Annotated in this window: 24 protein-coding genes and 1 pseudogene; 13 read left to right on the plus strand and 12 right to left on the minus strand. The window is 44.9% G+C overall.

From position 1 onward, the window contains the following. Nucleotides 1–58: 58 nt before the first annotated feature. The 3 genes and pseudogenes from AC1DN5_RS16175 to AC1DN5_RS16185 all read left to right on the plus strand — a co-directional run bounded on the left by AC1DN5_RS16175 (nt 59) and on the right by AC1DN5_RS16185 (nt 2,283). Nucleotides 59–319 carry a hypothetical protein gene (locus AC1DN5_RS16175; protein ID WP_255034257.1) on the plus strand — a complete coding sequence of 87 codons (261 nt, stop codon included), beginning with the start codon at nt 59–61 and terminating at the stop codon, nt 317–319. Nucleotides 320–763: 444 nt separating this feature from the next. Further along, nucleotides 764–1,966 (plus strand): hypothetical protein, encoded by a 1,203-nt coding sequence (locus AC1DN5_RS16180; RefSeq protein ID WP_366970017.1) that lies wholly within the window; start codon nt 764–766, stop codon nt 1,964–1,966. A gap of 67 nt (nt 1,967–2,033) precedes the next feature. Beyond that, nucleotides 2,034–2,283 (plus strand): annotated as a pseudogene (locus tag AC1DN5_RS16185) (DUF2651 family protein). A 179-nt stretch (nt 2,284–2,462) separates the two neighbouring features. On the opposite strand, the gene AC1DN5_RS16190 reads toward AC1DN5_RS16185, so the two are convergent. Both AC1DN5_RS16190 and glpT read right to left on the minus strand, forming a co-directional pair. Then, nucleotides 2,463–3,350, minus strand: a complete 888-nt coding sequence (locus AC1DN5_RS16190) for a glycerophosphodiester phosphodiesterase (protein ID WP_047476099.1) — start codon at nt 3,348–3,350, stop codon at nt 2,463–2,465. A gap of 96 nt (nt 3,351–3,446) precedes the next feature. Then, nucleotides 3,447–4,781, minus strand: coding sequence for a glycerol-3-phosphate transporter (gene glpT, locus AC1DN5_RS16195; RefSeq protein ID WP_016936892.1), 1,335 nt, complete (start codon nt 4,779–4,781; stop codon nt 3,447–3,449). 335 nt (nt 4,782–5,116) lie between these two features. On the opposite strand from glpT, the gene AC1DN5_RS16200 reads away from it, so the two are divergent. Then, nucleotides 5,117–5,359, plus strand: coding sequence for a DUF2651 family protein (locus tag AC1DN5_RS16200; protein WP_016936891.1), 243 nt, complete (start codon nt 5,117–5,119; stop codon nt 5,357–5,359). Between the two features lie 54 nt (nt 5,360–5,413). Here the strand turns inward: AC1DN5_RS16200 and hpaB are convergent, their stop codons facing one another. The 6 genes from hpaB to AC1DN5_RS16230 all read right to left on the minus strand — a co-directional run bounded on the left by hpaB (nt 5,414) and on the right by AC1DN5_RS16230 (nt 13,315). Further along, nucleotides 5,414–6,859 carry a 4-hydroxyphenylacetate 3-monooxygenase, oxygenase component gene (gene hpaB / locus AC1DN5_RS16205; RefSeq protein WP_016936890.1) on the minus strand — a complete coding sequence of 482 codons (1,446 nt, stop codon included), beginning with the start codon at nt 6,857–6,859 and terminating at the stop codon, nt 5,414–5,416. A gap of 150 nt (nt 6,860–7,009) precedes the next feature. Next, nucleotides 7,010–7,435, minus strand: coding sequence for a hypothetical protein (locus tag AC1DN5_RS16210; protein ID WP_045926326.1), 426 nt, complete (start codon nt 7,433–7,435; stop codon nt 7,010–7,012). Nucleotides 7,436–7,507: 72 nt separating this feature from the next. Continuing rightward, nucleotides 7,508–9,682 carry a glycoside hydrolase domain-containing protein gene (locus AC1DN5_RS16215; protein WP_366970016.1) on the minus strand — a complete coding sequence of 725 codons (2,175 nt, stop codon included), beginning with the start codon at nt 9,680–9,682 and terminating at the stop codon, nt 7,508–7,510. 100 nt (nt 9,683–9,782) lie between these two features. Next, nucleotides 9,783–10,784 carry an ADP-ribosylglycohydrolase family protein gene (locus tag AC1DN5_RS16220; protein ID WP_016936887.1) on the minus strand — a complete coding sequence of 334 codons (1,002 nt, stop codon included), beginning with the start codon at nt 10,782–10,784 and terminating at the stop codon, nt 9,783–9,785. 142 nt (nt 10,785–10,926) lie between these two features. After that, nucleotides 10,927–11,325 (minus strand): ribonuclease toxin immunity protein CdiI, encoded by a 399-nt coding sequence (cdiI, locus tag AC1DN5_RS16225; protein ID WP_016936886.1) that lies wholly within the window; start codon nt 11,323–11,325, stop codon nt 10,927–10,929. A gap of 13 nt (nt 11,326–11,338) precedes the next feature. Next, entirely contained in the window at nt 11,339–13,315 is a 1,977-nt protein-coding gene (locus AC1DN5_RS16230) for a T7SS effector LXG polymorphic toxin (protein WP_441397070.1), read from the minus strand. Between the two features lie 146 nt (nt 13,316–13,461). Here AC1DN5_RS16230 and AC1DN5_RS16235 point away from each other — a divergent pair, with 146 nt between their 5' ends. The 8 genes from AC1DN5_RS16235 (at nt 13,462) to trhO (ending at nt 20,001) form a co-directional block, all read left to right on the plus strand. Next, nucleotides 13,462–13,932 carry a helix-turn-helix transcriptional regulator gene (locus tag AC1DN5_RS16235; protein WP_016936884.1) on the plus strand — a complete coding sequence of 157 codons (471 nt, stop codon included), beginning with the start codon at nt 13,462–13,464 and terminating at the stop codon, nt 13,930–13,932. Between the two features lie 72 nt (nt 13,933–14,004). Continuing rightward, a complete protein-coding gene (locus AC1DN5_RS16240) occupies nt 14,005–15,072 on the plus strand; it encodes an iron-containing alcohol dehydrogenase family protein (protein WP_366970014.1) in 1,068 nt (355 codons plus the stop codon). 82 nt (nt 15,073–15,154) lie between these two features. Then, nucleotides 15,155–16,309, plus strand: coding sequence for a phosphoribosylglycinamide formyltransferase 2 (gene purT, locus AC1DN5_RS16245; protein ID WP_095241839.1), 1,155 nt, complete (start codon nt 15,155–15,157; stop codon nt 16,307–16,309). Nucleotides 16,310–16,787: 478 nt separating this feature from the next. After that, complete coding sequence (gene pssA / locus AC1DN5_RS16250; protein WP_269775384.1) at nt 16,788–17,321, plus strand: CDP-diacylglycerol--serine O-phosphatidyltransferase; 534 nt, start codon at nt 16,788–16,790, stop codon at nt 17,319–17,321. Next, nucleotides 17,312–17,800, plus strand: coding sequence for a DedA family protein (locus tag AC1DN5_RS16255; RefSeq protein ID WP_016936880.1), 489 nt, complete (start codon nt 17,312–17,314; stop codon nt 17,798–17,800). Before pssA ends, AC1DN5_RS16255 begins: the two co-directional genes overlap by 10 nt. Then, on the plus strand, nt 17,793–18,608 hold the full coding sequence (locus AC1DN5_RS16260) for a phosphatidylserine decarboxylase (protein WP_016936879.1): 816 nt from the start codon (nt 17,793–17,795) through the stop codon (nt 18,606–18,608). The genes AC1DN5_RS16255 and AC1DN5_RS16260 overlap by 8 nt, the downstream gene beginning before the upstream one ends. A gap of 42 nt (nt 18,609–18,650) precedes the next feature. Then, a complete protein-coding gene (locus AC1DN5_RS16265; protein WP_366970012.1) occupies nt 18,651–18,926 on the plus strand; it encodes a hypothetical protein in 276 nt (91 codons plus the stop codon). Nucleotides 18,927–19,032: 106 nt separating this feature from the next. After that, entirely contained in the window at nt 19,033–20,001 is a 969-nt protein-coding gene (trhO, locus tag AC1DN5_RS16270) for an oxygen-dependent tRNA uridine(34) hydroxylase TrhO (RefSeq protein ID WP_016936877.1), read from the plus strand. Between the two features lie 36 nt (nt 20,002–20,037). On the opposite strand, the gene gltP is transcribed toward trhO, so the two are convergent. Next, nucleotides 20,038–21,288, minus strand: coding sequence for a glutamate-aspartate/proton symporter GltP (gene gltP / locus AC1DN5_RS16275; protein WP_342007325.1), 1,251 nt, complete (start codon nt 21,286–21,288; stop codon nt 20,038–20,040). A 367-nt stretch (nt 21,289–21,655) separates the two neighbouring features. On the opposite strand from gltP, the gene AC1DN5_RS16280 reads away from it, so the two are divergent. Next, nucleotides 21,656–22,723, plus strand: a complete 1,068-nt coding sequence (locus tag AC1DN5_RS16280; RefSeq protein ID WP_016936875.1) for a branched-chain amino acid aminotransferase — start codon at nt 21,656–21,658, stop codon at nt 22,721–22,723. A gap of 40 nt (nt 22,724–22,763) precedes the next feature. Here the strand turns inward: AC1DN5_RS16280 and AC1DN5_RS16285 are convergent, their stop codons facing one another. From AC1DN5_RS16285 to AC1DN5_RS16295, 3 genes are all read right to left on the minus strand, one after another. Further along, on the minus strand, nt 22,764–24,167 hold the full coding sequence (locus tag AC1DN5_RS16285; protein WP_366970011.1) for an amino acid permease: 1,404 nt from the start codon (nt 24,165–24,167) through the stop codon (nt 22,764–22,766). 113 nt (nt 24,168–24,280) lie between these two features. Further along, nucleotides 24,281–25,228 carry a homocysteine S-methyltransferase gene (gene mmuM / locus AC1DN5_RS16290; RefSeq protein WP_045926318.1) on the minus strand — a complete coding sequence of 316 codons (948 nt, stop codon included), beginning with the start codon at nt 25,226–25,228 and terminating at the stop codon, nt 24,281–24,283. 116 nt (nt 25,229–25,344) lie between these two features. Next, nucleotides 25,345–26,781 carry an alanine/glycine:cation symporter family protein gene (locus AC1DN5_RS16295; protein ID WP_045926317.1) on the minus strand — a complete coding sequence of 479 codons (1,437 nt, stop codon included), beginning with the start codon at nt 26,779–26,781 and terminating at the stop codon, nt 25,345–25,347. Nucleotides 26,782–26,800 lie beyond the last annotated feature (19 nt).

A 26,800-nucleotide genomic window follows, 5' to 3' on the forward strand; every position in this document is an offset into this window, starting at 1 on the left:
CGAAAATTTTTTGCAACATTATGCATCGTTACTCCCTTAGTATTTGGAGGTTTTACGAGTGTTAAAGGCTGTAGACTCGTATAATTCAGAAACAGTAAACTACATATTGAAAATGAATCCGAATCTGTCGAAAAAAGAATTAATTGAATCTGTTAATAATTTAGTTAAACAAGATAATAAAACATCTAATGAGATCTTGGAAGAAATTAAAACTGAATTAAAGAAGCAAGAAAAGCTAGATAAAGAAGAAGATAAAAGTAATAGAATGAGCACAATGGGCAAGAATAGCGGGCCGAAAATTATAAGGATCAAGCTCTAAAGGTAATGTTTACTATACACCTGCATCTACTTTTGGGCTTCCGCATGGACATGTCTGTATGTATTATAAGGGAAATCAAATTGTCGAATCGATCCCTAAAAAAGGTGTTCGTGCAATAGCTTCCTTGAAACGTAAGGTCGAAAAAAACGCTGTAATTCAAAATGTCAAAGTTTCTAGTTTTAAAAAAAATAATTCAGTAAATTGGGGTTACAGCAGGGTTGGGAAGGATGGTTATTCATAGTGATAAAAACTGTTCAAAACTATTATGGTCAGCTTTTAAGCTAAAGGCTGGTATAGATATGGATAAAGATAAAGGTCTGGGTGTCTATCCAAGAGACATCAGAGATTCCAATTATACAAAAACTATTAAAACATTTTGATGAATTATTTTCACTCCCTAAGTTTATTTAGGGAGTCATATTATTTTAAGGAGTGAGATTATATTTGAACAAGATTAAGTGGCTTATTATAATTGCGGTCATAGTATTAATAGGTATATTTATATGTATCGGAACATTTAAATATACTAATTCAGTTTCTGATGTTAAACAAACTGAAACAGAAAAAGAAAAGAATTTCTTGAATGATAAAATTGCAGCTATATATTATTCAGCAACAATAGATTACCCTAAAGATGGGAGTTACACTGTATATATGGATGAAAAAGGAGCAGCAACAGCTGTAAAAGGAGATGCTATTGAGGTTGGAACCATTGCACAAGATGAAAAAAACATAGTTAGACAGGACAAAAAAGAAGTATATATGATAGGCGATAGCTATAAGAAATTCCCGATGCAACATCAAGTACATACAAGTTATGGACAGTCATCGGGTCATTTAATAAAAGGAAATATATTTTATTTTTTGAATAATCAAGAAGTCGGTAAAAACCATTATAATAGCTTAATCAGATGGGGTAACAGCAATGGATTTCATGAAAAAATTATTCCGGGTTTCTATACAAGTACCGGTAATGACGGTGAATATATTTACGTGATAAATGAAGATTCTTCAATCAAAACACCGACTTTCCAGGATGTTAAAATAGATAAAGATAAAGTTACAGTAGGGAAAGGAACAACAATTCCTATATTAAATGAAGAAAATTGGAGTGTTTATTCACAAATAATAGTTAAAAAAAGCTCAGCCTTTTTTATACTATATAGCCAAACGGATAAATCAAACAAAGTACAATTCAAAGTAGCAGAAATTGATTTAAAGCATAATAAGTTTAAAGGGGCATATCCTTTAGGCAGTTATCATATCCCTGATGAAATTTCTCAACTGGCAATTCCTCTTTCCACTAATAACTTTTTTGTGAAAAATGACACTTTATATCATTTGGCAGCTAATTCAATACTTTATACTTTTGATCTGAAAAGTATGAAGCCGAAGAAAAAACTCCCATTACATAGATCGACAAAATTTGAAAACCAAGCAAAATTCACTTATTTTGATGAGTCTGAAATTTTCTTGTTAGAAATAAGCAAGGGTGGGAAATATGTGATTAATTCTTACTCTTATAAAAACGGAAAAAAATTAAAATCTACTCCTATCAGAGGACTTGAAAAAATTATTAACAATACCCATGTTTCTGAATATGACTTTTTTATGATTAAGAAAAACAAAGAAGTATGGGGTGATTAGATATAAATGGCTAGACAGCTGAGTGAGTATACTTAAGGGGAAATTAAATTCACAAAGGAGAATAATAATGGATGAGCTAGATCTTGCTTTTGGTATTTTACCACTTTCTATTACCGTCTTATCGATTATATTCACGTATATTTTCAAAAAAGTGTATATAATGCCGCTTGTCAGTATAGTTGTTTCAGTCATATTCAATGTTCACTGTTTTTAATCTATCCTTCTGGGGATGGGTGGTTGTCTATGGTTTAGTATCACTTGTATTATCGTCTATTACTAATAGTATAAGAAAGAAAATAGATAATAGAAATAAATAATTATATTCCTTTGTTTAAAAAGGTATCACAAGTAATTCATCATTACAGTGATACCTTTTTACAATTAAGGTGAGTCTCAGCCTTTTAATAATATGCTCCGCCCGCTACATAACCCATGCTGGCGTTTGCATTATCGGGCAAAAAATGGGTTCGGCATCATCTCCGAACCCATGCTGGCTTTATGATTTGTATTCTTTTTTGACCTTTTGGAATATATCCGCATAGTTGGTGAACACACCGGTTACGCCCCAATCCAGCAGGCGGCGCATGTCCGCTTCACTGTTTACGGTATAAGGGTGGAGCAGAAGGCCATGGCTGCGTATGTTCCGGACGTTTTGAGCGTTCAGCGCTTTGTAATCCGGCCCGATTCCGACGGCATAGGTTTTGATGTCCGCTAAATCAGCGTCAGTCATTGACGTCATCTGATCCGCTTCAAGCAATTGGACGGCGGGAAGTTTCGGATCGAGCTTTTTGATTTTCAGAAGGCTGTCCCTGCTGAAAGACTGAATGATCACTTGTCCAAGTTTCGCATGTTTTCCTGCCAATTTATATTTTTTCAGTGAAGCGATCAGTTTTTCTTCCATACCCGGATATGTTTCAGGCGCCTTTGTTTCAATATAATAGTTTGCATGTCTGCCGAACCGTTTTAACACGTCATCAAGTGCGGGAACGCGAAGTCCGGCGTATTGCGGTTTAGCTTTTTCCGGATAGGCTTTATTGAACCAAGAGCCGGCGTCGAGCTTTTGAATCTCGGCTGATGTATGATCTTTCACCCAGCCGTGTCCGTTTGTGGTGCGGTCCAGCTTTTCATCATGCATGACGATCAGCTTGCCGTCTTTTGTCATTTGTAAATCCAATTCAATATAGTCTGCCTTCATTTTTTGCGCAGTTTCATAAGAAAGGATCGTGTGCTCCGGGACATACCCCGAAGCACCGCGATGGGCAATGGTTAACATTCTGTCAGGAGACAAAAGGTTTCCTTTTCCCGCCGCCGATACAGGCGTGACGATGAATGACAATAAACCGAATGAAAGCAATACCAAAGCAAACAACTTATGTTTCCGCATGTTTTCTTCCCCCTTAATAAATCAATATCTGTCTCTAGCGTAGAAAATCGTTGTAAATGCTGTACTGCAAAAATATTAATCTTTTATGTTGTTTTCTTATACATGCTCCGCCCGCTTGCCGGTATTCCACGTCATAGCCAAGAAGACGATGGACAGCGCGCATGAGGTGACAAGCATGATAAAGCCTCCGTTCCAGTCAAAGCGGTCTACAACATAACCCATGATGGCGTTGGCAAAAGCCGAGCCTCCGATGTAGCCGAAAAACCCGGTTAAGCCGGCTGCCGTTCCCGCCGCTTTTTTAGGCGCAAGGTCAATGGCCTGAAGCCCGATCAGCATGACAGGTCCATAGATTAAGAACCCGATGCTGATCAGCGCGATATTGTCGATGAGCGGATGACCGGCAGGGTTAAGCCAGTAGACCAATACAGCGATAAATACACCGGCCATGAACAGTACGCCAGCTGGCGCGCGGCGGCTTTTGAAAAACCGGTCGCTGATCCAGCCGCACAAAATCGTGCCCGGAATTCCCGCATATTCGTAAAGGAAATAAGACCATCTGGAGTCTTCAGGAGAGAATCCTTTCGCTTCCGTCAAATAAGTCGGCGCCCAGTCAACGACTCCGTACCGTACGAAATAAACAAACACATTGGCAAATGCGATATACCACAGAAATTTATTATTCAGCACGTATTTAAAAAGAATTTCTTTGGTCGTCATTTCTTTTTCCTGGTCTTTAAACGCATGTTTCGGATAGTCATTCCGGTATTCTTCAATCGGCGGCAGCCCGCAGGATTGCGGCGTGTCACGAACGAGAAGAACGATGACAAATGAAATGACAATGGCGATAATAGCCGGAAAGAAAAACACGCTTTTCCAAGTAACAAACATGGCGATGCCGAGAGTCACGAGCGGGGCGAGAATACCTCCGCCGATGTTATGGGCGACATTCCATATCGACATTTTCGTGCCGCGTTCACTGATGGAAAACCAATGAGCCATCGTCCGTCCGCAAGGCGGCCAGCCCATCCCTTGAAACCACCCGTTAATAAACATAAAAATAAACATAATCGTCACGCTTGACGTGACCCATGGCATGGAAACAAATAAAATATTTACGACACCTGACAAAAACAGACCCGTTGCAAGGAAATATCTCGGGTTGCAGCGGTCAGACACCATCCCCATAATAAATTTGCTGAAGCCGTAAGCGATTGATACGGCCGCAAGCACCAAGCCAAGTTCCCCTTTTGAAAACCCTTGCTCCTGAAAGTAAGGAATAGCGAAGGCAAAGTTTTTGCGGAGCAAATAATACCCGGCATACCCGATGAAAATCCCCAAAAATACTTGCAGCCTGAGCCGTTTATAGGCCGCATCCGTCTTTGAATCATCCAATCTCTCAATATGCGGAGCCGGCTTGAACAATTGAAACATCATATCCTCCCCTTTGCTGAACGTCTATCATGATGTATGTATGACTCCTTTCCTTAAAAATAACAAAAAGAACCAGAAATCACCCTTGTGTAAGGGCGGGTTTTTCTGGCTCTCCTCATCTCCATCCAAAAATCATTAACTTGTGTATGATAGCGCTTTCTTAAATTATCACAGTCTGCCATAAATGTAAACGCTTTAAGAAAAGTTTTCATTTTTTTGAATAAATCACCGAAGGGAATATCAGCGTGAGAGCGAAAGGATTTGAAGTACTTGTTTTTGTACTCAGGCATAAGATGTGGTAGGCCGATTTAAGAAAAGGGAAAGGAGTGCCTCTGTTGATTGATGAATTGGATTTTGCGTTCGGTGTTCTGCCGCTTTGTATTATCATCTTGTCAGTCGCCGGAACATATCTGTTTAAAAACGCGTTTATTATGCCGGCTGCCGCTTTGGCCGTTTGCCTTATATGCACTTTTACTGTATTGAATTTCTCGTTTATCGGATGGGCCGCTGTGTACACGCTTGTCTCTTTCGCGTTATCGCATATTACGATGGTGGTGATCAGTCAAAATAAAAAATAGGATCGGCGGCAGCCGATCCAGCTATGATAAGCAGAGATGAGGCTCTGCTTTGTTTTATTTATGAATGTTCAGGAAGTCCTTGATGACAGCGGTCTGTTCTTCTTTCGGATAGCTATTGTACAGATGGCTGGCTAAGCGGACGGGGTCACCGAAGAAGTACCGCTCATATTGTGTCTGTCTTGTTCCGAAGGGGCTCATGGTCAAATCCCATGCCAGACGGAACACTTTCACCCGATCCTCGGCATTCAATTCAGTTGCCTGTAAATATTGGTCAAGGTCTCCTCTGATGTCTGAATGAAACGCTTTTTCAGTCGGCAAAGTCACCATTCCGCTTGCCCCGATCAGCTGAATGATCTCTGTGAAGCGCGGGTAGATGTCAGGGAAAATCGCGCTGACCACACGAAGCGGAGTGACACTCGGCCGCATATATCCCCATTCATCTGTTTCGGCATCATTCTCCGACTTTTCCAATAGAGCTTTCATCGTTTCCAGACCGGTGATGATTTCAGCCATCTTAGCCTGAATATGCTGAAACTCGCTGACATCTATCGCATCGACGAGCGTTTGGGCGAGACCCAGGAGAAACTCCGTCTTTACAATTTGTCTCGTGATGACTTGGTGAAATGCGAAAGCGTTAAAAGAGCTTTTCATATTGAAATCATAAGCCGCCTCGTAATTATCATAAAAAAATACGCGTTCCCAAGGGACTAAAACGTTATCGAATACAACGATGGAATCCATTTCTTCATATCTTGAGCTGAGCGGATAATCAAATGATGATTTTCCCAGTACGAAAGATTCCCTGCAGATGAATTTTACGCCCTTTGTATTGGAAGGAATGGAAAAAGCGAACGCTTCATCTGATTCAAAATACATCTTAGGCAGGGAAACCACGAGCACTTCATCCGTCAGGCCGCCTTGTGTGGCCAAAATCCGGGCGCCGTGAATGACGAGGCCTTTTTCATTTTTTTCGACGACTTTTGCGGAGATCGGTGTTGGTGATACGTTTACATCCATTTGTGAACGATTCACCTGAGGGGTGATAAACGTGTGCGTAAAAGAAAGATCCTGTGTGACAGCGCGTTCGTACAGCGCCTGAACATGTTCCGGAAAACAATGCTCCCGGTCTTTCAAAAGCGCGGCAGAGGAGGCGAAGCTCATCAGGACAGTATTCATGTAATCCGGGCTTCGTCCCATCATTCCGTGCGTATGCCTGGCCCAATGCTCGAACATCTTTCTTCTTCTTTTAACGTCTTCTTTCGTTTTCGGCTGCAGGTATGAAAGCCCGGCCCGCTCTTTTTTACCGGGGAGACTGTATGTCATCTCGTCTTTCATGCCCGGTTTCGTTTGCAAATCATAAAGAGAGCGCTTCGTTTCCAGAAGGCCCTTAAATGCGGGATGTTCAGAAATGAGTCCCTCGATCTTTTCACCGTCAAGCCAAATCTCATTTTTAAGCTGGTTCAATCGGTCAATATACATTTTGCCATTAATGATACCCATCATGTAGCCCTTCTTTCTTTACAGATCCACTACCACATTATATTGAGAATGAAATTGGGTGTTCCGGTTATTTCCAGTGGGGAAGAGCCTTTTTTGGCAAGGGGGATGAAAGGATTGCATAATAAAAAACCCCTTAAGCGGAGGGGTTTCTTAACTGATCATGTCTTTGTATCTTTGTTCGAGGACGAAGTCTATCATTCCGGTAATACGGGTGTTTTCAGATTTTTGTCTGAAACGGTCAGACACTTGGATTTTCCTTGAAAACGGGAATACGGCAAAAATCCAAACAAGGCCGGCCAGACCAAAAACCATTTGCAGCGCCATTTCAATCAAATCATTAAAATGAGTGCTGAAAAAAAAGATATATAACGTGATGAAAGTGACTGTGCATACAATCTTGACTGTATGGTTGAAGGTGAGCTGCGGTTCAGTGAAACACATTTTCATTTGATTGAGTGTGAGCGAATCTTGTGTCGTTAAATATGTAAGCAGTTCTTTGTCATTTTGACTTCGCGGAAGCAAATCGCTTTCTATTTTTTGAACGGTTTCCTTGTATGTCTGCATGTCAATCTTCATACGAATCCTCCTTAAAAAATAACTCCAAGAATACTCATTGAGCATTCCCGGAGCAAGGAGCTGCCTGTTCAATTATAGAAATAGTGATAAAACCGTGCTGAACAAGGCTGCAGCTCCCCCTAATTCAGGCGCTAAAACGACTAAAGCACCGATACCTACAATAACAATAATTCCTGCGCCTGCAATGGCCATGGTATTCACGACAGAATCCCAATCCGGAGAGTAAACCTCTTCGGAATCCGGCAGTCTGAAGCTCTTTTGTTTTATTTTAAATGTAATGGTCGTTGTTAGTCCAGTTGTAGCACTGTCACCGACCGGAATATCAGGTGTATAGATTTTAAATTGAATATTCAGCGATCCCGCAGCCGGATTGACGTATACTTCTAAATAACCGTTGCGGACTGACAAGCTCAGACTATTAAGCAGGTTTTGATAGGAATCAATTTGTGATGCTGTAAAAGAGACTTGTGAATCTCCCATCAGACCGGTAATATAAGCTCCCGGTTTGCCATTTGTAATGGTAACTGTGTTGGGAGAACCTTCACTCGGCACTGTTGCCAAAAGTGAAGTTGATAAAAGAATATCCATTTCAGGTGATGCATAAATGGTTTCAGTCTTGTCGAATTCAAACATGGCATTCGCAAGATTCGGTACATTTTCTAAAGCGGGAATGGTTGTTAAAATGTCCGTCAGTGTACGCAGTCTTGCGTCATACACAGGATCAGAAGGCGGATGGACGCTGCTTACACCTGAATCTTTTCCGGAGTAACCGTCTTTGTCAATGGCGACTTTTCCCGCTCCGCTTCCGATCGTTCCTTCATAAAATTGATCAAAAGCCCAGTTTTTCGGCATCGGGTATCCGAGGTTGCCGCTGAATCCGGTCGACATGTTAGCTGTAAAGCTATATTTGGTCAGACCTGCTTCTGCCGTTCGGATACAAATGTTTCTCGGTCCGTATACCCCGATTTCATATTTCGGCGCAGTTGAAAACGCCTGCATTTTCATAAAAGCTGACTTGATTTCTTGAAAGTAAGGGATGATTTTATTTGTGACTTCATAATCATACGCATCGAAATCGACGGCAAAGTAGATGGTCGTGCCTGACGGAAAACCTAATCTTCGGGCGGCTGATGCAGCGCTGTACGCATCTCTCGTTCCTTGATCTTTTACAAAATAAGAAGATTCATAGCCGCCGTCCTGATAAATCGGAAAAACGCTTAAGCCGGCATCGAAAATAGTGGAAAGCTCTTTTGACGTCAAGGCTTTCGATGTCAGTCCGCTGCTTGTCCGCACATTCCCGGTCAAATATCTTCCCACGATTTTATAGCCATTCTCACGTAAAGTTTTAGCGGTATCTGCCGTTATAATTGCAGCAGTGTCACAAGCCGAAGCAGCCCGCGTTGTGTCGCCTGAGCTTGATAATAAAGCTTTAATCGTCGGCATGTCCGCATAACCTGTTTGCGGCAGGCACATAAACGCTTGGAAAGCTTTCACTGCCGATACAACGCCGACGCCGTATTTTCCGTCGAATTCACCGGGGTCAAATGATTTCCCATTACAGTAAAGCGCGTATTGAACAATCAAAACAAAGCCTGTCCGTGAATCGCCGGGAGTCAGGGTAGGACATAAGCTGGTCGTTCCGTTCCCGAAAAATCCATTGGCGACGCTTGTGCTCATGCCTTCTTCTTTTTGGAGGGCATAAATGAGAGCCTTGTTTGTATCGCGGGCATATAAGCCGTCACAAGGCATCAAGCCGATGTAGTCATTGTAATCCCTGTTCAGGTTCTGCTGGATTTGGCGGATTTTTTTGTCGCCGCCCGCTACTAACCGAAAAGCGCTCATATCCAGCAAGGCTTTCATAATGAGTGCCGTGACGATGCCGTCTTGCTTAGTGAGCCCGGCCGCTTTTTGAAACTCTTTCACAGCGCTTTCGGTATTTTCATAGAAAACGCCAGAAAATCCGCCCGGGTTAAATCCTTTACACCACAGCGCCCCTTGCAGAATGTAATTCATGTTTGTCGGCTTAGAATCGGGAGCCTGCTTTTTCAACGGTTTAAACAATCTTTGTGTCGTCGGTCCGAAGTTATCGGCAGGTTCAGAAATACCAAGCTCGATTTGAAGCGCCCGTGTCAGACCGTAAATGGTATCCCAGCCCGTTTTTCCGTTTTCCGGCACTTTGTTGTACCCGTGTCTGCCTTTGTACGTCTCATTCAGCCATTGCTGTGTTTCCAGGACCATTTCGTCCATTGCAATCCCTCCATTACATGTAGTGTGCGTTCATTAATAGGTGGCAAACGTATGACGAGAAAAAAACAGATCGCCATCACGATCTGTTTATTGCTTAAATCTATTGAGCCGCTCTCTTATAACAATATTGAAAAAATCTTTCACATAGGTCTAAAATATCTTGTTTTCTTGTCAGTTTATTAATCCACTCTTCTGGAATACTATTGATCTCATAGCACATGCCGGCTAACGTACCTGTAAGAAAAGCGATAGTATCTGTATCTCCTCCCAGGTTAACTGCTTCTAAGACTGCATCCCTATAGTTTGTATGTTTAAAGAAACACCACAATGCAGCCTCAAGAGAATGCACAACATAGCCGTCAGAGATAATATCTTCTTTTTTCGCATCTAAAATAGATTGATCAAACACGCGTCTGTAATGTACCAATTCATCTCTATATTTTATATCCTTGGATAGTTCTGACCTGCAGGTTCCTGTTGCTCGTTCAAATGCCCGAGCTGGAGTATTATTATTAAATAAATGGATGAGAAATTGTATATAAACAATACAGGCTAGTGTAGATCTTGGATGCGCATGTGTTAATTCCGCCCACCGTTCAATTTCCCTTTTTCTTGTCGTGAAGTCTTTCTCATTGCATAAGATAAAAACTAAAGGAGAAATGCGCATTAACGCGCCGTTGCCGTTATCAAACTCAGTGATTCCGCCGCATTGACGAACGTTTTTCTCTTTTAAAAAGCGCTCAATGGCTTCATCAGTTGTTCGACCGATATCAAACATATGGCCGTGCGGTGTCCAATAACCATCTTCCCGGTATGAGGTGAATTTTTCCATCAATTCAATTTCGCCATTTTCCTCAATTAAATTTTCTATCAAGCATAATGTCAATGATGAATCATCTGACCACGTCCCCGGGGGCTGATTGTAAGTACCGTATCCGGTCATGCCGTTTACTTCTAAATTCCTGTCCTTGAATTCCACGGGTACACCCAGTGCATCCCCGACAATACCTCCCAATATCGTTGGGAAAAGTTTCTCTTTTATAGATAAGCCTAGGTAAATACGGTCATCGTCGTTCCATCTGTCTTTCATTTTTCTTCTCATTGGTTTGCACCTACTTTTTAAATAGATCTAATGCGAGAAGTAAGAGAATTTATTCACTTGTCATAAGCTTTTCCCAAAAATGTGTGCTGTTTTAGATTATCTAGTTTACTAGTGCTTGATTTAACTATATCACCAACAGTTTTCATGACTCTTGATATTTTGCTTTTATTTGTAACAAGAGATTTTCAGTATCTGCAGATTGTTCGGGATGTCTTTCAATATAAAATTCACATGCCGCTTTTACGTATTTGTATAGTTCTTCGTGTGTTACGATATCTTCTCCATCTTCGTCTGTACCGTAGTAGAATAAGACTTTATTTTCACCGAAGTACTCTTCATCATCTTTATCGAACTCACTTGAGAAGACCACTCCGATTGTATCTCGCCTTACGACATCTTCTTTAAGAAAACCTTTAAGAATGTTTTGAAAATCGTAAAGGAAAATAAATTCTACCAAAACATCTATTACATGACTTTTATGTAGATTTCGTTTTTTGAAGTATTCAATACATAATTTGCTATCCTGAAAAATATGGTCCACAGTACTTGCTCCTTTATTTTTCGAATTCGATTACTGGAAAAAAGTTATCAATTTCTCCAGTTTCAATATTTCTAATCCCTTCAAATTTAAGCCCTTCGCTTGAAATTCCATATATTTTCTCTTTTTTTTGTGTTGTTAAAGCTCTTTTTCGATTATTGTTTAATCCTTCTTTCATTGCTTCCTTCCCTAACCTCACGATTTCCTCGTTAGAAATTACTTTCGGGTCGTAAACGGTTTTTTTAAGGGGCGTGACCCCTTCTTTAGGAACAAATTTAAAATCACCAGTACCTTGTCCCCGATAATCTTTTATTTCAACTTTCAACCTGTATTCAATATCATATACACCTTTAATTTCGGGGTGCTCAAGTTTTCGAATTTCCTCTAATCTGTATTGTCCATTGTTGTGGAAGTACTTTTTGAATTCATCATAGTTATGTCCGCCGCTTACACCATGGCGTTTGGTGCACTTTTTTACTTCTCCGGTTAGATGTTCTACATAATACCCCTCTTTATATGCAAGGTTTCCATTCTTTTTAAACCCATCCATACCGCCATCAATCCGCATAACACTTTCCTGCTTCTTATCCAATCCATTTCCCATCTTCAGAACTGAAGACTCAATACCTCCTGCTCCTTGTGAAACCATGTTCAGTTGAAAGACATTTGGTTCTTTGAGGTAGGGTTTTGTTTTTTCAGCAACAGTTTTAAACGTTCTTTTCTGATCCGCAATAAAGGTCTTCGCTTCCTTCGTCACAAATCTCCCGGCCCTTGTCACTCCGGTGACTTCTCCGGCGCCTTTTGCTCCTAAGAGGGAGACAGCAGCGTAAGCGATATAGTGGGTGCGGCTGTAGGTGTCACCGTGAATGATGTTTTCATTCCATGAAGTTTTGAAGGATTGAACCATATAATCGAATGTTTCCGGTGCATTGTAAATGGCGCCGATGAGTTCTTGTCCGGCTTTGGCCTGTTCTATTGTTCCTGCGTGTCCTTGTGCTCTTTGCAGCCAGATTGCGAAATCGTAAGCGCCGATGACGGCGTCTTTTCCTGCATCCCATATCCCCAGCGTAATGCCTTTTGCCCCGTCGACGAGCATTTGTCCGGCTTGGCGCATGACTTTTAGCTGGACGAGGCTTGAGTAATATTGTAATTGTTCGGCGCTCATGTTGTCAGCCCCGAGTTTTTCTGCAATGTTTATATATTCATCCGGGTCAGAAATGCGGTCCAGTTTTTTCTGTAAAAAGGCGGTTTCTTCCTGCTGTTTCATTTTGATGTATTGATGGGCTTGTTTTTGTATGCTGTCTTTTCTTTTATATACGTCAGTATCGTGAAATGCTTTGGTGTTAAAAGATTGCGGACCTCCTGCCTTACTTGTTAAGTCGGCCAGCGCCCGGAAGAAGGCTTCAACTTCGTGTTCAAGCGCTTCAGATTGAGCGTACTCGTGAACCAGTTTTGCGTCGAGTTTATGTAAGTGTTCTGCTGTTTGCCGTTTTTTGTGATCGGAGGCATCAAGTTTGCCGGTAACCGAAGATTTGTCAAACGGTGATAAGGACAAAATGTCGTCAATTGATCCTAAAATTCGGCTGATCTCATCATGCTGGCCATCAATGATATGGTAAGCTCTTTGCCCGGCATGCTTAAGCTCACTATCAAGAAACGATTCTTCCAGCAAGTCATGCCGGCCGAAGCCCGCCTGTTCTATTTCTCTTGGGATGCTTTTGAAAAAAGTAATTTTCATGTCGCAGAGATCAAGCCAAAGCTCTGCTCCGGCGGCCTGTTCAGTATAGAAGGCTTTAATGGCGTCCGCGCCTTTCCCTGACATGGCGTCCGTATTTGCAATGCCGTGAAACTGCTGTTTTAAAGCAATCATGTCATCTTTCGTTTTTTGATAAGCTTTCAGACGGCTGTTTGCTGATTGAATGAGAGTATTGGTTTCGAGTAATTTCATATACAGTGTCCTTTCGCCTGATTTTCTCCGACCGTATTTTACCATGAGGATGCCAATTTCTGTTCGTAAATTGAGAAAAAGAGGAAAATGGTACTTTTTTACCACTTCTTTTGATTCATTTAAAAATGTACCGATATAAAAAAGGCGTCACGCGGTGTAAAATGGCTATATTGATAAATATGGAGGTTGAGATGGATCAAGATTATATGACTGAGCTTGTCTCGGTCCAGCTGAAGAAAATCCGGTCGGAGAGAGGCTATACGCAAGAGAAAATGGCGGATGTGATCGGTCTTTCCAAAAAGGCGCTGGTGCAGATTGAGAAAGGGCGGGCGCTTGCGGAATGGCCGCATGTTGTGGCGGTTTGCGCGCTTTTCAGATCAAGTGAAACACTGCAATCCGTATTAGGAGATGATCCGCTGGAGGTCATTGAAGCGGTTGCCCATCGCACAATTGACAGGCCGAAGGGGAAGACGATGGGCGGCAAGGTGTGGTGGAAAACCATCGAGAAAAAAGGTGAGTTCCGCTTGCAGCAGCATTTGATTTCCCACCATTACCGCATCCTGGATTCTTATGATGATCTGTGGTTCAGCAGTTTTGAAAAGGCAGAGGCTTTGGAGCGGCTTGATGAGCTGTTTTTGGAGGCGGAGGAAGCGAAGCGCTGATGCACCTCCGGTTGATGTATTTTCTGACAAGTGAGAAAATATATATAAATTCCAGCCAGAGGAGAGATTCGAATGAAGCCTGAAGATATCGTGCGAAGCGGCCCGAATCAATATATATGTAAGGAAGGAATCGCAAAAGAGCTTCCGGGGCTGCTGGAGATATTCAGAAAACCCGTGATTGTGACCGGAATCAAATCCTATCAGGCGTTCTCCGATTACAGCGGCGGTTCTTCCTGGGATGTGATTCAGCATAAAGGATACTGTTCACCTGAGGCGGTGCGTAAGGTCTGTGAGCAGGCGAAAGATGCGGATGTGATCATCGGTATCGGAGGCGGCACGATGTTGGATTTGGCAAAAGCGGCGGCAGACCGGCTTGATATTGAGACTGTGATGGTTCCTTCCATCGCGGGAACGTGTGCCGCAAGTACGCCGTTAAGTGTCATGTATGATGAGAGCGGCAATTTTATCAGAGTGGATTATCATAAGCGTTCAAGCTATTTGACGCTTGTTGATCCGCTGTTTTTACTTTCCTCTCCCATTGAATATATGAAAAGCGGGATCGGTGATACGCTGGCGAAATGGTATGAGGCCGAAGCGGTCATCAGAAATACGGGGACGGCGCCGCTGATGGCTCAGGCGGGGCTGAGGCAGGCGGAATATATTCGTGATCTGTTATTGCGTTACAGTGAAGCAGCCGTCGTAAGCATGGAGAAAGGTGAGCTGTCAGTACCGTTCATCCAGACGGCGGAAACGATTATTATGCTCGCGGGAACGGTCGGCGGCTATGGGGGCCGTTTGTGCAGGATGGCAGGGGCGCATGCGGTGCACAACGGACTCAGCTTTATTCAGGAGACACATCAGGTGCTGCACGGTCAGAAGGTTGCTTACGGCATATTGGTGCAGCTTGCGCTTGAGAATCGGAGACATGAGATTGAAGAGCTGCTTCCGTTTTACCGCCGGCTCGGATTTCCCGTCAGTCTCCAAGATCTCGGCATCCGTGACATGCATGAGGAAGCCAAGCGCCGCATCTCTTCTCACGCCTGCCGGGCGGAAGAATCGTTATGCTTAATGGGGCAATATGGCGAGAAGGACGTGTCAGCGGCGATTGAATCGCTCGAATCAGCGCAAAAGACAGGATAGAGCTTGGTTATCTGTCTTGTCTTTATTTTTTGAATATTTCCGTTATAATGAGGGAGGTATAGAAAGGGAGGGGCCAAAGGACATGTATCAGGCGAAAAAGATGTTGTTATTGGGATCAGGCGAGCTGGGGAAAGAAGTCGTCATTGAAGCGCAGCGGCTCGGGGTTGTCACTGTAGCCGTTGACAGCTATGAGCATGCCCCTGCCATGCAGACCGCGCACAAAAGCTATGTCATCGATATGCTCGATAAAGCGCAGGTCAGAGAAGTCATTGAAAAAGAAAAACCGGACTTGATCGTACCGGAAGTGGAAGCCATTGCGACGGATGAGCTGCTGAAGCTTGAGGAAGAAGGCTTTCACGTCATCCCGAATGCGCGTGCGGCGAAGCTGACGATGGACCGTGAAGGCATCAGACGGCTTGCGGCAGAGAAGCTGCACCTTCCGACTGCCGGCTATGAATTCGCGAATACATATGAAGAATTTAAAGAAGCGGCGGAAACAATCGGCTTTCCGTGCGTGGTGAAGCCGCTGATGAGCTCTTCCGGAAAAGGGCAAAGCGTGTGCCGCTCGGCTTCCGGGCTGGAAAGCTGCTGGAATATGGCGATGGAAGGCGGCCGGGTGAAAAACGGCCGGGTCATCGTTGAGGAATTCATTCCGTTTGAATCCGAAATCACTCTTTTGACAGTGCGCGCGGCGAACGGTACATCCTTTTGCGCACCGATCGGACATGAACAAAAAGACGGTGACTATATTGAATCGTGGCAGCCTCATCATATGACAGAACAGCAGATTGAAGAGGCGAAACACATTGCGAAAAGCATAACGGACTCACTCGGCGGATACGGTTTGTTCGGGGTTGAGCTTTTCCTTACTAAAGATAAGGTATATTTCAGCGAAGTGTCTCCCCGTCCGCATGATACGGGCCTCGTCACACTTGTGACGCAAAATTTGTCAGAGTTCGCGCTGCATGTCCGTGCGATAATGGGATTCCCGATTCCGGAAATCACACAGCTGTCGCCGGGGGCAAGCCGTCCGCTGAAGGCGCCCAAAGAGCTTGCTGATTACGCGGTTGAAGGTGTGGAGAAGGCCTTGGCGGTAAAAAGCACTCAGGTCCGCATATTCGGAAAACCTGTCACGAAAGCCGGACGCCGGATGGCGGTTGCGCTTTCTGCAGCCGAGACGGTTGAAGAGGCGAGAGAAAGAGCGGCCGAAGCACTCAGTCATTTATCTGTTACATAAACCTATCTTAAGAGGCGTTTTTACCGTAATGGTAAGGCGCCTTTTTTGTGTGGGCAGACTATATACTGGAAAACGGGGTTGTGAGATAATGTATGAGGCCGTTTTGTGCCGGCTTTTTCATTCATGAAACTTTTTATGTCCGCAATCGTTATATGTAATGTTCTCATTTAACGGAGAAGGAAATAACTATACATCATACGGCTTTTCATTCGTGAAGCGCAGACAGACCGTATCATCGGCATGGAATATTTAAGCAGGGTAATCCGGAATAGAGATAACCCTGATTGCTTACCTTAATATGAACGGAGAAAAAACAAAAATCACCAGATTAGATTGTTCAAATAACACCAAATGCTGTATAATAAAAGAATTTGAATGATAGCATTGAAAGAATTTCATTTTATGTTTCCGTAAAATGGAGTCTTTATGCATACGCAGTCCGATTTGATATGGTTTTAATTGGAGGTTTGTGTAAACTGTGAATTATATACCTAGTATGATTACAATTGGAAATTTTATTTGCGGGCTTCTATCGATTCATTCCCTTTTGTATCATAATATTCACTCCGCGGTGATCTTTATTTTCATCGGGATGTTTCTCGATTTTTTTGACGGTTTGGCCGCCCGTAAGCTGAACGCGGTATCGGAGATGGGAAGAGAGCTTGATTCTTTTGCTGATCTCGTGACGTTCGGCGTGGCGCCGTCTATGCTTGCTTACACTGTTTCACTATATACGCTTCCGTTCATCGGAATTTTAATCGCGCTTTCCTACAGCATCTGCGGAATGATCCGGCTCTCGAGATTTAATATCGGACAAAGCAAGCTGCCGACGTTTATCGGGATGCCGATTCCGTTTGCGGGGATGTGTCTTGTCATTTTGAGCTTCATCAATAACGCTTTTCTTCTGGGGGCGGGAACGATCGCGCTCGGTTATTTAATGGTCAGCAATATTAAATTTCCCCACTTTAAAAAACAGGCGCCTGAAAACCTGGAGAGCAGAAGATGGAATTAGTTCAGCAATTAATCTCCGATTACGGATATATCGCGATTTTTCTCATGCTGACACTTGGTATTATCGGATTGCCTATTCCGGATGAAGTCATGATGACGCTTGTGGGCTACTTCGCCCATATAAAAGTGCTGAATTATGAGCTCTCCATTCTGATCAGCTTTATCGGAGCTCTCCTGGGGATGATTATCAGCTACTTCATCGGCAGAAAAGCCGGCCGGCCGTTTATTAATAAGTTCGGAAAATGGGTCGGCCTGAAGGAAAAGAGGATGGAGAAAGTAGACAGGTGGATGAAAAAGTACGGGCCGTACACCATTATTTTGGGTTATTTCATCCCAGGCATCAGACACGTGACCTGCTACTTTTCCGGAATCGGCAGAATGGATTTCAAAACCTACTTATGCTTCGCCGCCATCGGAGCGTTTTTATGGTGTTTTATTTTTATTACTATAGGAAAATTCATAGGAGTAATCAATGTTTAATACTGCTGCTAAAGTTCTTTATCGTTCATTGATTGAACTGACTAATAATCGATTGACGTCCCATCTCATTAAAAACTTCTGTGAATCGAAACTGAGCAAGCCGATGATTCCGCTGTTTTCCAAACACTATCGCATCAACTGGAATGAAACGGAACGGACAGCCTCTGACTTTGATTCACTGGCGTCATTTTTCATTCGTGATATTAATTTGAATCTCCGCCCCGTGGCAAAAGAGAAGAACGCCATCGTCAGTCCTGTGGATGGCGTCGTTCAGACGGTGGGCATGATTAATCCGAATCAAACCTTCATGGTAAAAGGGAAGGATTATTCGTTCGCTGAACTGACGGGGTTTAAAAGCGCCGATCACAAATACAACGGCGGCCGTTTTGCCGTGCTTTATCTGAGCCCGAGACATTACCACCGCTTCCATTCCCCCATCAGCTGTACGTATCAGAAGCTGGCCGAGCTGGGGAAACGCTCCTATCCCGTCAATACGATGGGATTGAAGTATGGGAAAGACGTGCTCTCAAAAAATTACCGTTATGTGTACGAGCTCACCCGTGGTAACCAGCAGATGCTCATGATTCCGGTAGGTGCGATGAATATTAATTCCATCGTTCAGACAAACACCGGAAACAGGCTTGAAACGGGTGAAGAGCTGGGCTATTTTTCATTTGGATCGACCGTTATTTTAGTATTTGAGAAGGATATGTTTACCCCTTCGGATAACCTCATTGAAGGCCGGGAGTTACAGGTCGGCCAGATCATCGGTTATGCGGAGTCACAGGAGGAGGCGTCCGCTTTATAAAAGCTGCTCCTCTTTTTTATATGGTGTAAGGAAGTGAACAATATGGAAGAAAAGGATTTGGCAAAGCTGATAGAGCAATACCGGCTTACAGGCAATCAGCAAGCTTTGGAAGCCGCGCGGGATGTCTGCTGGCCTGTCATCGAATCGCTCATCTCGGAACTGGGTGAAGACAGCGCCGATGTCCTGCGCGAAAAAGGCCGTGATCGTTTTCCGTTTATCATCGGCAAGTATCAGACTGCCGCCGGCCTTTCACTTGAAATCTTTTTGCGCAATACGTATCGGTTTTATTTTCAGCAGGTAATAAAAGGAGAAGCGTGACTGGAAGAAAGAGTCCGGACGGAAATGTTCATCTTTCGCCCGTTTTCCTGTATGATATAGTATAGTGTGCGTGATCATTAATATAATTGAACAGGGTGTATAAATCATGGAAAAACAATATAGAGTTTTACTTTATTATAAATATGTAAAGATTGATGAGCCTGAGGAATTCACGGCTCAGCATTTGAAGTTTTGTAAGGAGCTCGGTCTGTTAGGCCGTATTTTGATTTCTGAGGAAGGCATTAACGGTACGGTGTCCGGAACGGTTGAACAGACGGATCAATACATGAATGCGCTGAAAGCTGATCCGCGATTTGCCGACATGCCGATCAAAATTGATGAGACTGACGGACATGCGTTCCGCAAAATGTTTGTCCGCCATAAAAAAGAGCTGGTGACACTTCGTCTCGAAGATGATGTTGATCCGAATACCACGACGGGCAAACACTTAAAACCGAAAGACTTTTATGAGCAAATGCAGGATCCTGACACGATCGTGATTGACGCCAGAAACGACTATGAGTATGACCTCGGTCATTTCCGCGGAGCGGTCAGACCTGATATTGAGGCGTTCCGTGAGCTGCCGGACTGGATTGAAGAGCACAAAGATATGCTCGAAGGCAAAAAAATCCTCACGTACTGCACAGGCGGCGTACGCTGTGAGAAATTTTCCGGCTGGCTGCTGAAGCAGGGCTTTGAAGACGTGTCCCAGCTTGACGGCGGTATCGTCACTTACGGTAAAGATCCTGAAGTCCAAGGCAAACTGTGGGACGGACAGTGCTACGTATTTGACGAAAGAATCAGCGTACCGGTCAACCGCGTAGAGCATGTCATTATCGGAAAAGATTATTTCACGGGCGAGCCTTGCGAGCGTTATGTGAACTGCGCAAATCCGGCATGTAATAAAAAAATGATCTGCACACCTGAGAATGAATACAAGTACATGCGCAGCTGCAGTCACGAATGCCGTACAAACGAACGCAATATGTATGTGAAAGAGCACGAAATGACTCAAGAAGAAATCAATGAACGCCTTGCTTTGATTGAAAAAGAAGATCATGCGGCGATTGATTAATAGAAAAGACCACCAATGAGGTGGTCTTTTTTGTGTTTACATACTTTCTGTCCGGGCGGTCTGGTCCGCCGTGACGGACCCTTTATATGTGAAGGCTTTTTCCCACTTGGATACGACGATACAGGCGACCGCATGGCCGGGCACGTTGACGCCGGTTCTCGCCATGTCCATGACGCGGTCGACACCGGCAATGATGGCGACGCCTTCCGCGGGGAGACCGACGGCATTCGCTGTCGCCAGAAGCACGACGAGTGAGCCTGACGGGACGGCGGCAATGCCTTTGCTTGTCATGACGAGCACAAGCATCATCAGAAGCTGCTGAGAAAGCGGCATCTCCACATGAAAAGCCTGCGCCAGAAAAATACATGACACCGATAAATAGAGACTGGAGCCGTCACAATTCAGCGATAAGCCTGACGGAACCACAAAGGAGACGACCCGCTTCGGGCAGCCGTATTTCTCCATCCGATCCATCAGCTGAGGCAGAATGGTTTCTGTGCTTGTCGTGGAAAAAGCAATCAAAAACAGATCCCAAATCATTTTCAGCACTTCAAAGTACTTGATTTTAAAGATAAGCCCGACAATCGGAAACAGAATGAAGAGTATCAAAAACAGCCCGAGAAACACAGTGCCGATCAGCTTCAGCATCGGGAGCAAAAGCGCGATTCCGAATTGTCCGACTGAGGCGGCCATAAGGGCAAGAACGCCGATCGGAGCGGTGACCATCACCATTTGCGTCAGCTTGAACATAATATTTGCCGTTGATTCAAAGAAATTCATGACAGGTGCGGAGGCTTTGCCAATGCCGGCTGCGGCAACACCGAATAGGATCGCGAAAAAGATGACGGCGAGAAGATCGTTTTTCGCCATAACGTCAATGATATTAACGGGGATAATATCAAGAAGCATTTGTTTCAGGTCGACTACTTTTTCCGTATAGCCGGAAAGCTCGTGAATGTCTTTTTTAGCAAGGTGAGAGAGGTTAAGGCCGACTCCCGGCTTCAGCACGTTTGCCAATAGGAGGCCGAGCCCCAGAACAAGCGTCGTAATGACTTCAAACCAAATAATTGTTTTGATGCCGAGACTGCCCATCTTTTTCATACTGCCGCTGCCGGCGGCTCCGATGACAATGGTCGAGAACACGATCGGCACGACAATCATTTTAATCAGGCGGATAAATCCGTCTCCCACGGGCCGCAGCGCCATCCCGAAATCCGGGAAGAAATGGCCGATCAGTGCTCCGATGACTAAGGCGATCAAAATCTGAAATGCGATAAATTTTTTCAAGCGAATCCCCCTTTTACTTGCGCATTTCTTACGTAATTCGTGAAGCAGGCGGCAACCACCTTCCTCTCCGCCATAAATTTGTCACAAAATTGACTTTGCGAAAGAGAGGATTTCTTTACATTATGTAAGCGCAATCATTTAATATGACAGAAAGTCCTCATTGAAAAAAATGAAGGAGAATAAAATAAAGTTAGATTTTCGCTTGAAAATATCAAAAATTTTGATAATTATCCTCTTATAAGTGGTATATTTGATATGATACGGTCAACTGCATCCTCATATATCTGTGCACACGATTCAGGCAGAGAAAACAGGCAGCTTATAAAAGACTGAAAATTTAAACAATTACAAGAAAGGTGTGCTTTTGTTGAATCAACTGATTGAAAGACGTAAGGTCACAGCTAGAAAAGAAAAACCGGATTCCGCTTCATTGGGATTTGGCAAGTACTTCACTGATTACATGTTTGTCTTGGATTACGAAGAAGAAAGAGGCTGGCATGATCCGAGAATCACACCATATGAACCGGTTCATCTTGATCCGTCCGCATCCGTTTTCCATTACGGGCAGGCCGTATTTGAAGGGCTGAAAGCTTACAGATCAGAAGACGGTCGGGCATTGATGTTCCGTCCTGACCAAAATATAAAGCGGCTGAATAAATCGCTGCGGCGGATGAGCATGCCGCCTCTCGATGAGAAGCTTGCGCTGGAAGCATTGGTACAATTGGTGGAGCTGGAGCAGGAATGGATTCCGAAAGAAAAAGGAACTTCTTTATATATCCGTCCGTTTGTGATTGCGACCGAGCCTTCTTTAGGCGTCCGGCCTTCCAAGCGGTACAAATTCATGGTTGTCCTGACGCCGGTCGGTTCGTATTACGGCGATCAGCTGAAACCGATCCGTATTTATGTCGAGGATGAGTATGTGCGTGCCGTCACCGGAGGAGTGGGCGATGTCAAAACGTCCGGAAACTATGCGGCCAGTTTACAGGCTCAGCGGAAAGCCGAAGAACTGGGTTATGATCAGGTGCTTTGGCTCGACGGAGTGGAAAAGAAATATGCCGAAGAGGTAGGCAGTATGAATATCTTTTTCATTATAAACGGAGAGGCTGTAACGCCGGCGCTAAACGGAAGTATCCTCGGGGGCATCACCCGCGCATCTGTGATAGAGCTGTTAAAAAGCTGGGGCATCCGCGTCAGGGAAGAACGGGTTGCCATTGATGACATCTATCATGCCGCGATGAGAGGCGAGGTGTCAGAAGTATTCGGTACGGGAACCGCAGCTGTCATCTCACCGGTCGGCGAGCTGCACATTCACGGAGAAACAATTGAGCTGAATAACGGCTTGATCGGTGAAGTGTCAGAAAGGCTCTATGAAACCATTACCGGCATCCAGGTCGGGAAGGTGCCGGATTCGTTCAGATGGGTGGTTGAAGTATAAACAAAAAAAGAACCCTTGCGCGGCAGGGTTCTTTTTTTGTTTATTGAGATTTTGCGGCTTGAACACGGGTGCGGCTGTTCCGGTTTTTTAAGTAATAAACGCTGTAACAGACGGCCATAAAGGCAATTCCGCAATAAAGGGCAATGGCCTGATTCGGATCAAAAGCAATGCCGATACAGGAGGAAAGGCACAGGATAAAGGCCGCTATCGGCACGGCCGGATATCCCGGTGTCCTGTATGTTAAGTCTGAAAGCTGATGGCCTTCTTTAAGAAACCGTCTTCTGAACAAAAATTGTGATGCGGCAATGCTCATCCACACCGCCACTACCGCAAATCCTGAGACAGAGACGAGAACAAGATACACTGTATCCGCTGCGAACACGCTTGACAGCAGTGACAGAATGCCGCCGATCATACTGAAAATCAGGGCGTTAAAAGGGATGCCTTTAGACGTCAGCCTGGCAAAGGCGGGATGAAGCTCACCTTCTTTAGACAGGGACCACAGCATTCGTGATGAGGCGTACAGCCCCGAATTCGCCGCAGACAGAAGCGCCGTCAAAATGACGAAATTCATCAGATCGGCCGCATACGGCACGCCGATTCTGTCGAATACCGTGACGAACGGGCTTTCAATCACACCCGCTTCTTGGATGGAGATCATGCCCGACAGCACAAAAATCGTTCCGATAAAGAAAAGCGCCAGCCGCCAGACTGTAGTCTTAATGGCGCGCGGAACGGTTTTTTCCGGATCAGCGCTTTCCCCGGCGGCAATTCCGATCAATTCCGTCCCTGAAAAGGCGAAGTTTACTGACAGCATCGTCATCAGTATCGGAAAAAAACCATTTGGAAAAAGACTGCCGCCATCCGTAAAGTTCGACAGCATAGGTGCCGCCTCACCGCTTTTCATCGGGACGATGCCGAACATCGCCGCTCCGCCCAATAAAATAAACAGCAGGATGGCTAAGACTTTAATGCTTGAGAACCAAAACTCCGATTCAGCAAAAAATTTCACGGAGAAGGCGTTTAATAAAAAGATGAAAAGAGCGAATACTGCACTCCACATCCAAACCGAAGTATGCGGGAACCAGCGCTGCATGAAGAGCCCGGCCGCCGTGAATTCAGAGCCAAGCGCCACCGCCCACGTCAGCCAGTACAGCCATGCGACCGTAAAACCCGTCGCCGGCCCGATATAGGTTTTCGCATAGGTGTGGAAGGAACCCGTGACCGGCATGGCCACTGACAGTTCACCGAGGCAAAGCATGACAAGATAGACGATGCCCGCGCCCAAAAGGTATGCAAAAATGGTACCCGCCGGACCCGCCTGATGAATGGTATACCCCGAGCTTAAAAACAGCCCCGTTCCGATTACACCTCCGAGTGAGAGCATAAAGAGGTGCCTGCTTTTCATACTTCTCTGAAAATTTGTCTCGTTCTTGTTGTTCATTGTTTTCCAACTTTCTGCGAGAGCCGTTCTAATAAAAAATCTCATGCCGGCGAACGGCACGAGATTCCGGCGAACCGGCTTTTTGAATAGAATATACAAACTATTCCGATTAGTCAAGTTGTTTTTATGGTTTTGGCCCAAGCGGCAATGGCCTGAATATCCGCGGGTTTCGTCCGGCAGCAGCCTCCGATCAGGCTTGCGCCGTTTTCGTACCAGCTTTGCGCGCTCTTTCCGAAATGTTTTGCGCACGCTTCACCTTTCCAGGTTTTTGTTTTCGGGTCATATTGTTCGCCTGAGTTCGGATAGACGATAATCGGCTTGGACGCTGCCCGTTTGATTTCTTTTATCAGCGGCGGAATATGTTCGATCGGTGTGCAGTTGATGCCGATCGCTGCGATTTGGCTGCAGGAGCCAAGCAGGGCCGCGCATTCGGAAATAGGCGTGCCTTCGCTGATATGCCGCCCGTCTTTGGCGCTGAAGCTCATCCACGCATAAGTGCCTGGGAATTCCTCCAGCAGCCTTACGATCGCTTTTGCCTCTGACAGGCACGGAATGGTCTCGCACGCCAAAAGATCGGCGCCGGATTCTATAAGGGCTTTCATCCGGGGACGGTGAAAGCTGATCAGCTCATCCTCCGTCAGTCCGTAATGCCCGCGATATTCAGAGCCGTCGGCAAGGCTCGCGCCGTAAGGTCCGATAGAAGCGGCGATCAAAGGTTTGGGACGGTCTGAACGGTTTTCTTCATGCGCCCAAAATTCATCGCGAGCTTGGACGGCGAGCTCAACTGATGTCTGAATCAGGCGGATCGCATCGGTTTCTGAGATGCCGCGAGCCGCAAATCCTTCAATCGTTGATTGATAGCTGGCGGTGATCGCGCAATCAGCGCCGGCGGCAAAATATTCGGTATGCACCTGTTTGATCAGTTCGGGTTTTTCCAAAAGAATTTTGGCCGACCACAGATCGTCATGTAAATCACAGCCCATCCGCTCAAGCTCGGTTGCCATCGCTCCGTCTATGATCATAACCGGGTATTCATTTAATATTTGTGTAATGGGATTCATAGGCCTTCCTTTCTGACTTTACTGAAAATATATAAAAAGGGTAATCGACAGTATCCTCTTTGTCAATCAACCGGCAGAAAAAAAGATGTTCAGGACGCTGCCCGAACACCTTTTGTTTAGGAAATATGTTTGCCTTTCGCACTTTTTGCGATGTCTGAATACTCCCAGCAGTCGATCCCGTCATCATCAGGGAGCACATCTCTGTAAAAGATGGGGTCCTTTCCGGCTTTCTTTTGCCGGGCATAATCGCTCAAAGCGGCAAACGCTTTTTTCGACAGAAGGAAAATCGCAATTAAATTCACGACCACCATTAAGCCCATGAACAAGTCAGCCATATCCCACACAAGCTGGACTTTGGAAATACATCCGAACAGAACCATTCCGAGTACACAGATGCGGTAAATGAACAGCCATTTTTTGTTCTGGCTTAAAAATCCGATATTGGTTTCTCCGTAATAATAGTTGCCCATCAAAGCGCTGAAGCCGAACAAAAGCATTAAGACGGCTAGGAAACCTGATGCCCACGCGCCGACATGGTCGCTCAAGGCAGCCTGAGAAAGCGCGATGCCGCTCAGTCCCGGCTGGTGATAAGCGTCTGAAAATAAAATGATAAGTGCCGTGCTTGTACAAATGACGAGCGTATCCGTCAGGACGCCGAAGGCCTGAATGAGCCCCTGTTTCACCGGATGGCTCGTCGTAGCTGTCGCCGCCGCGTTCGGAGCGCTTCCCATTCCCGCTTCATTTGAGAAAATTCCGCGTCTCACACCTTGCATCAAAGCCGCACCTAAAGCGCCGCCCGCTGCCTGATCAATACCGAACGCATTTTTTACGATAAGCGACAGAACGCCGGGCAATTGGGTGATGTTCGTCAGAATGACAAAGAAAGCGACCCCGATATATAAAACGGCTAAGACGACTACGATGTATTCCGCCATTTTCGCAATTCGTTTGACGCCTCCGAAAATCACGCCGCCGAAAACCAAGATTAAAATAATGCCAAGTGTAAGCCGGCTGGTGCCGAATGCGTTTTGAAAGGCGACGCTGATCGTATTGGACTGAACGGAATTAAAGACGACTCCGAATGACAGCGTGATTAAAACGGCGAACAGCGCGCCCATCCAGCGTTTCTTCAAGCCTTTTTCCATGTAATAGGCCGGGCCGCCGCGGAATCCGTTTTGATCTTTTACTTTATAAATTTGGGCCAGCGTGCTTTCAACAAAGCTTGAAGCCGAACCGATGACTGCGATAATCCACATCCAGAAAATAGCGCCCGGGCCGCCGAGTGCGATCGCAATGGCGATTCCGGTAATATTCCCGGTTCCGACACGCGCCGCCATGCTGATGCAAAATGCCTGAAACGGGGAAATGCTGTTTTTTGACCGGGCGGCCGCGCCTTCTTTCAAAACCCGGATCATTTCCCTCAGCATGCGGACTTGCAGACCCTTTGATCTGAACGTAAAAAACAGTCCCAGAGAAAGAAGCAGTACGATTAACAGTTTTGACCATAAAAAATCATTTGCCGAGCCGATTACATTTTCAAGGAATTCCTGCATCCAATCACCTCTTGATTCG

It is taken from the genome of Bacillus sp. 01N42_2 (genome assembly GCF_056399565.1).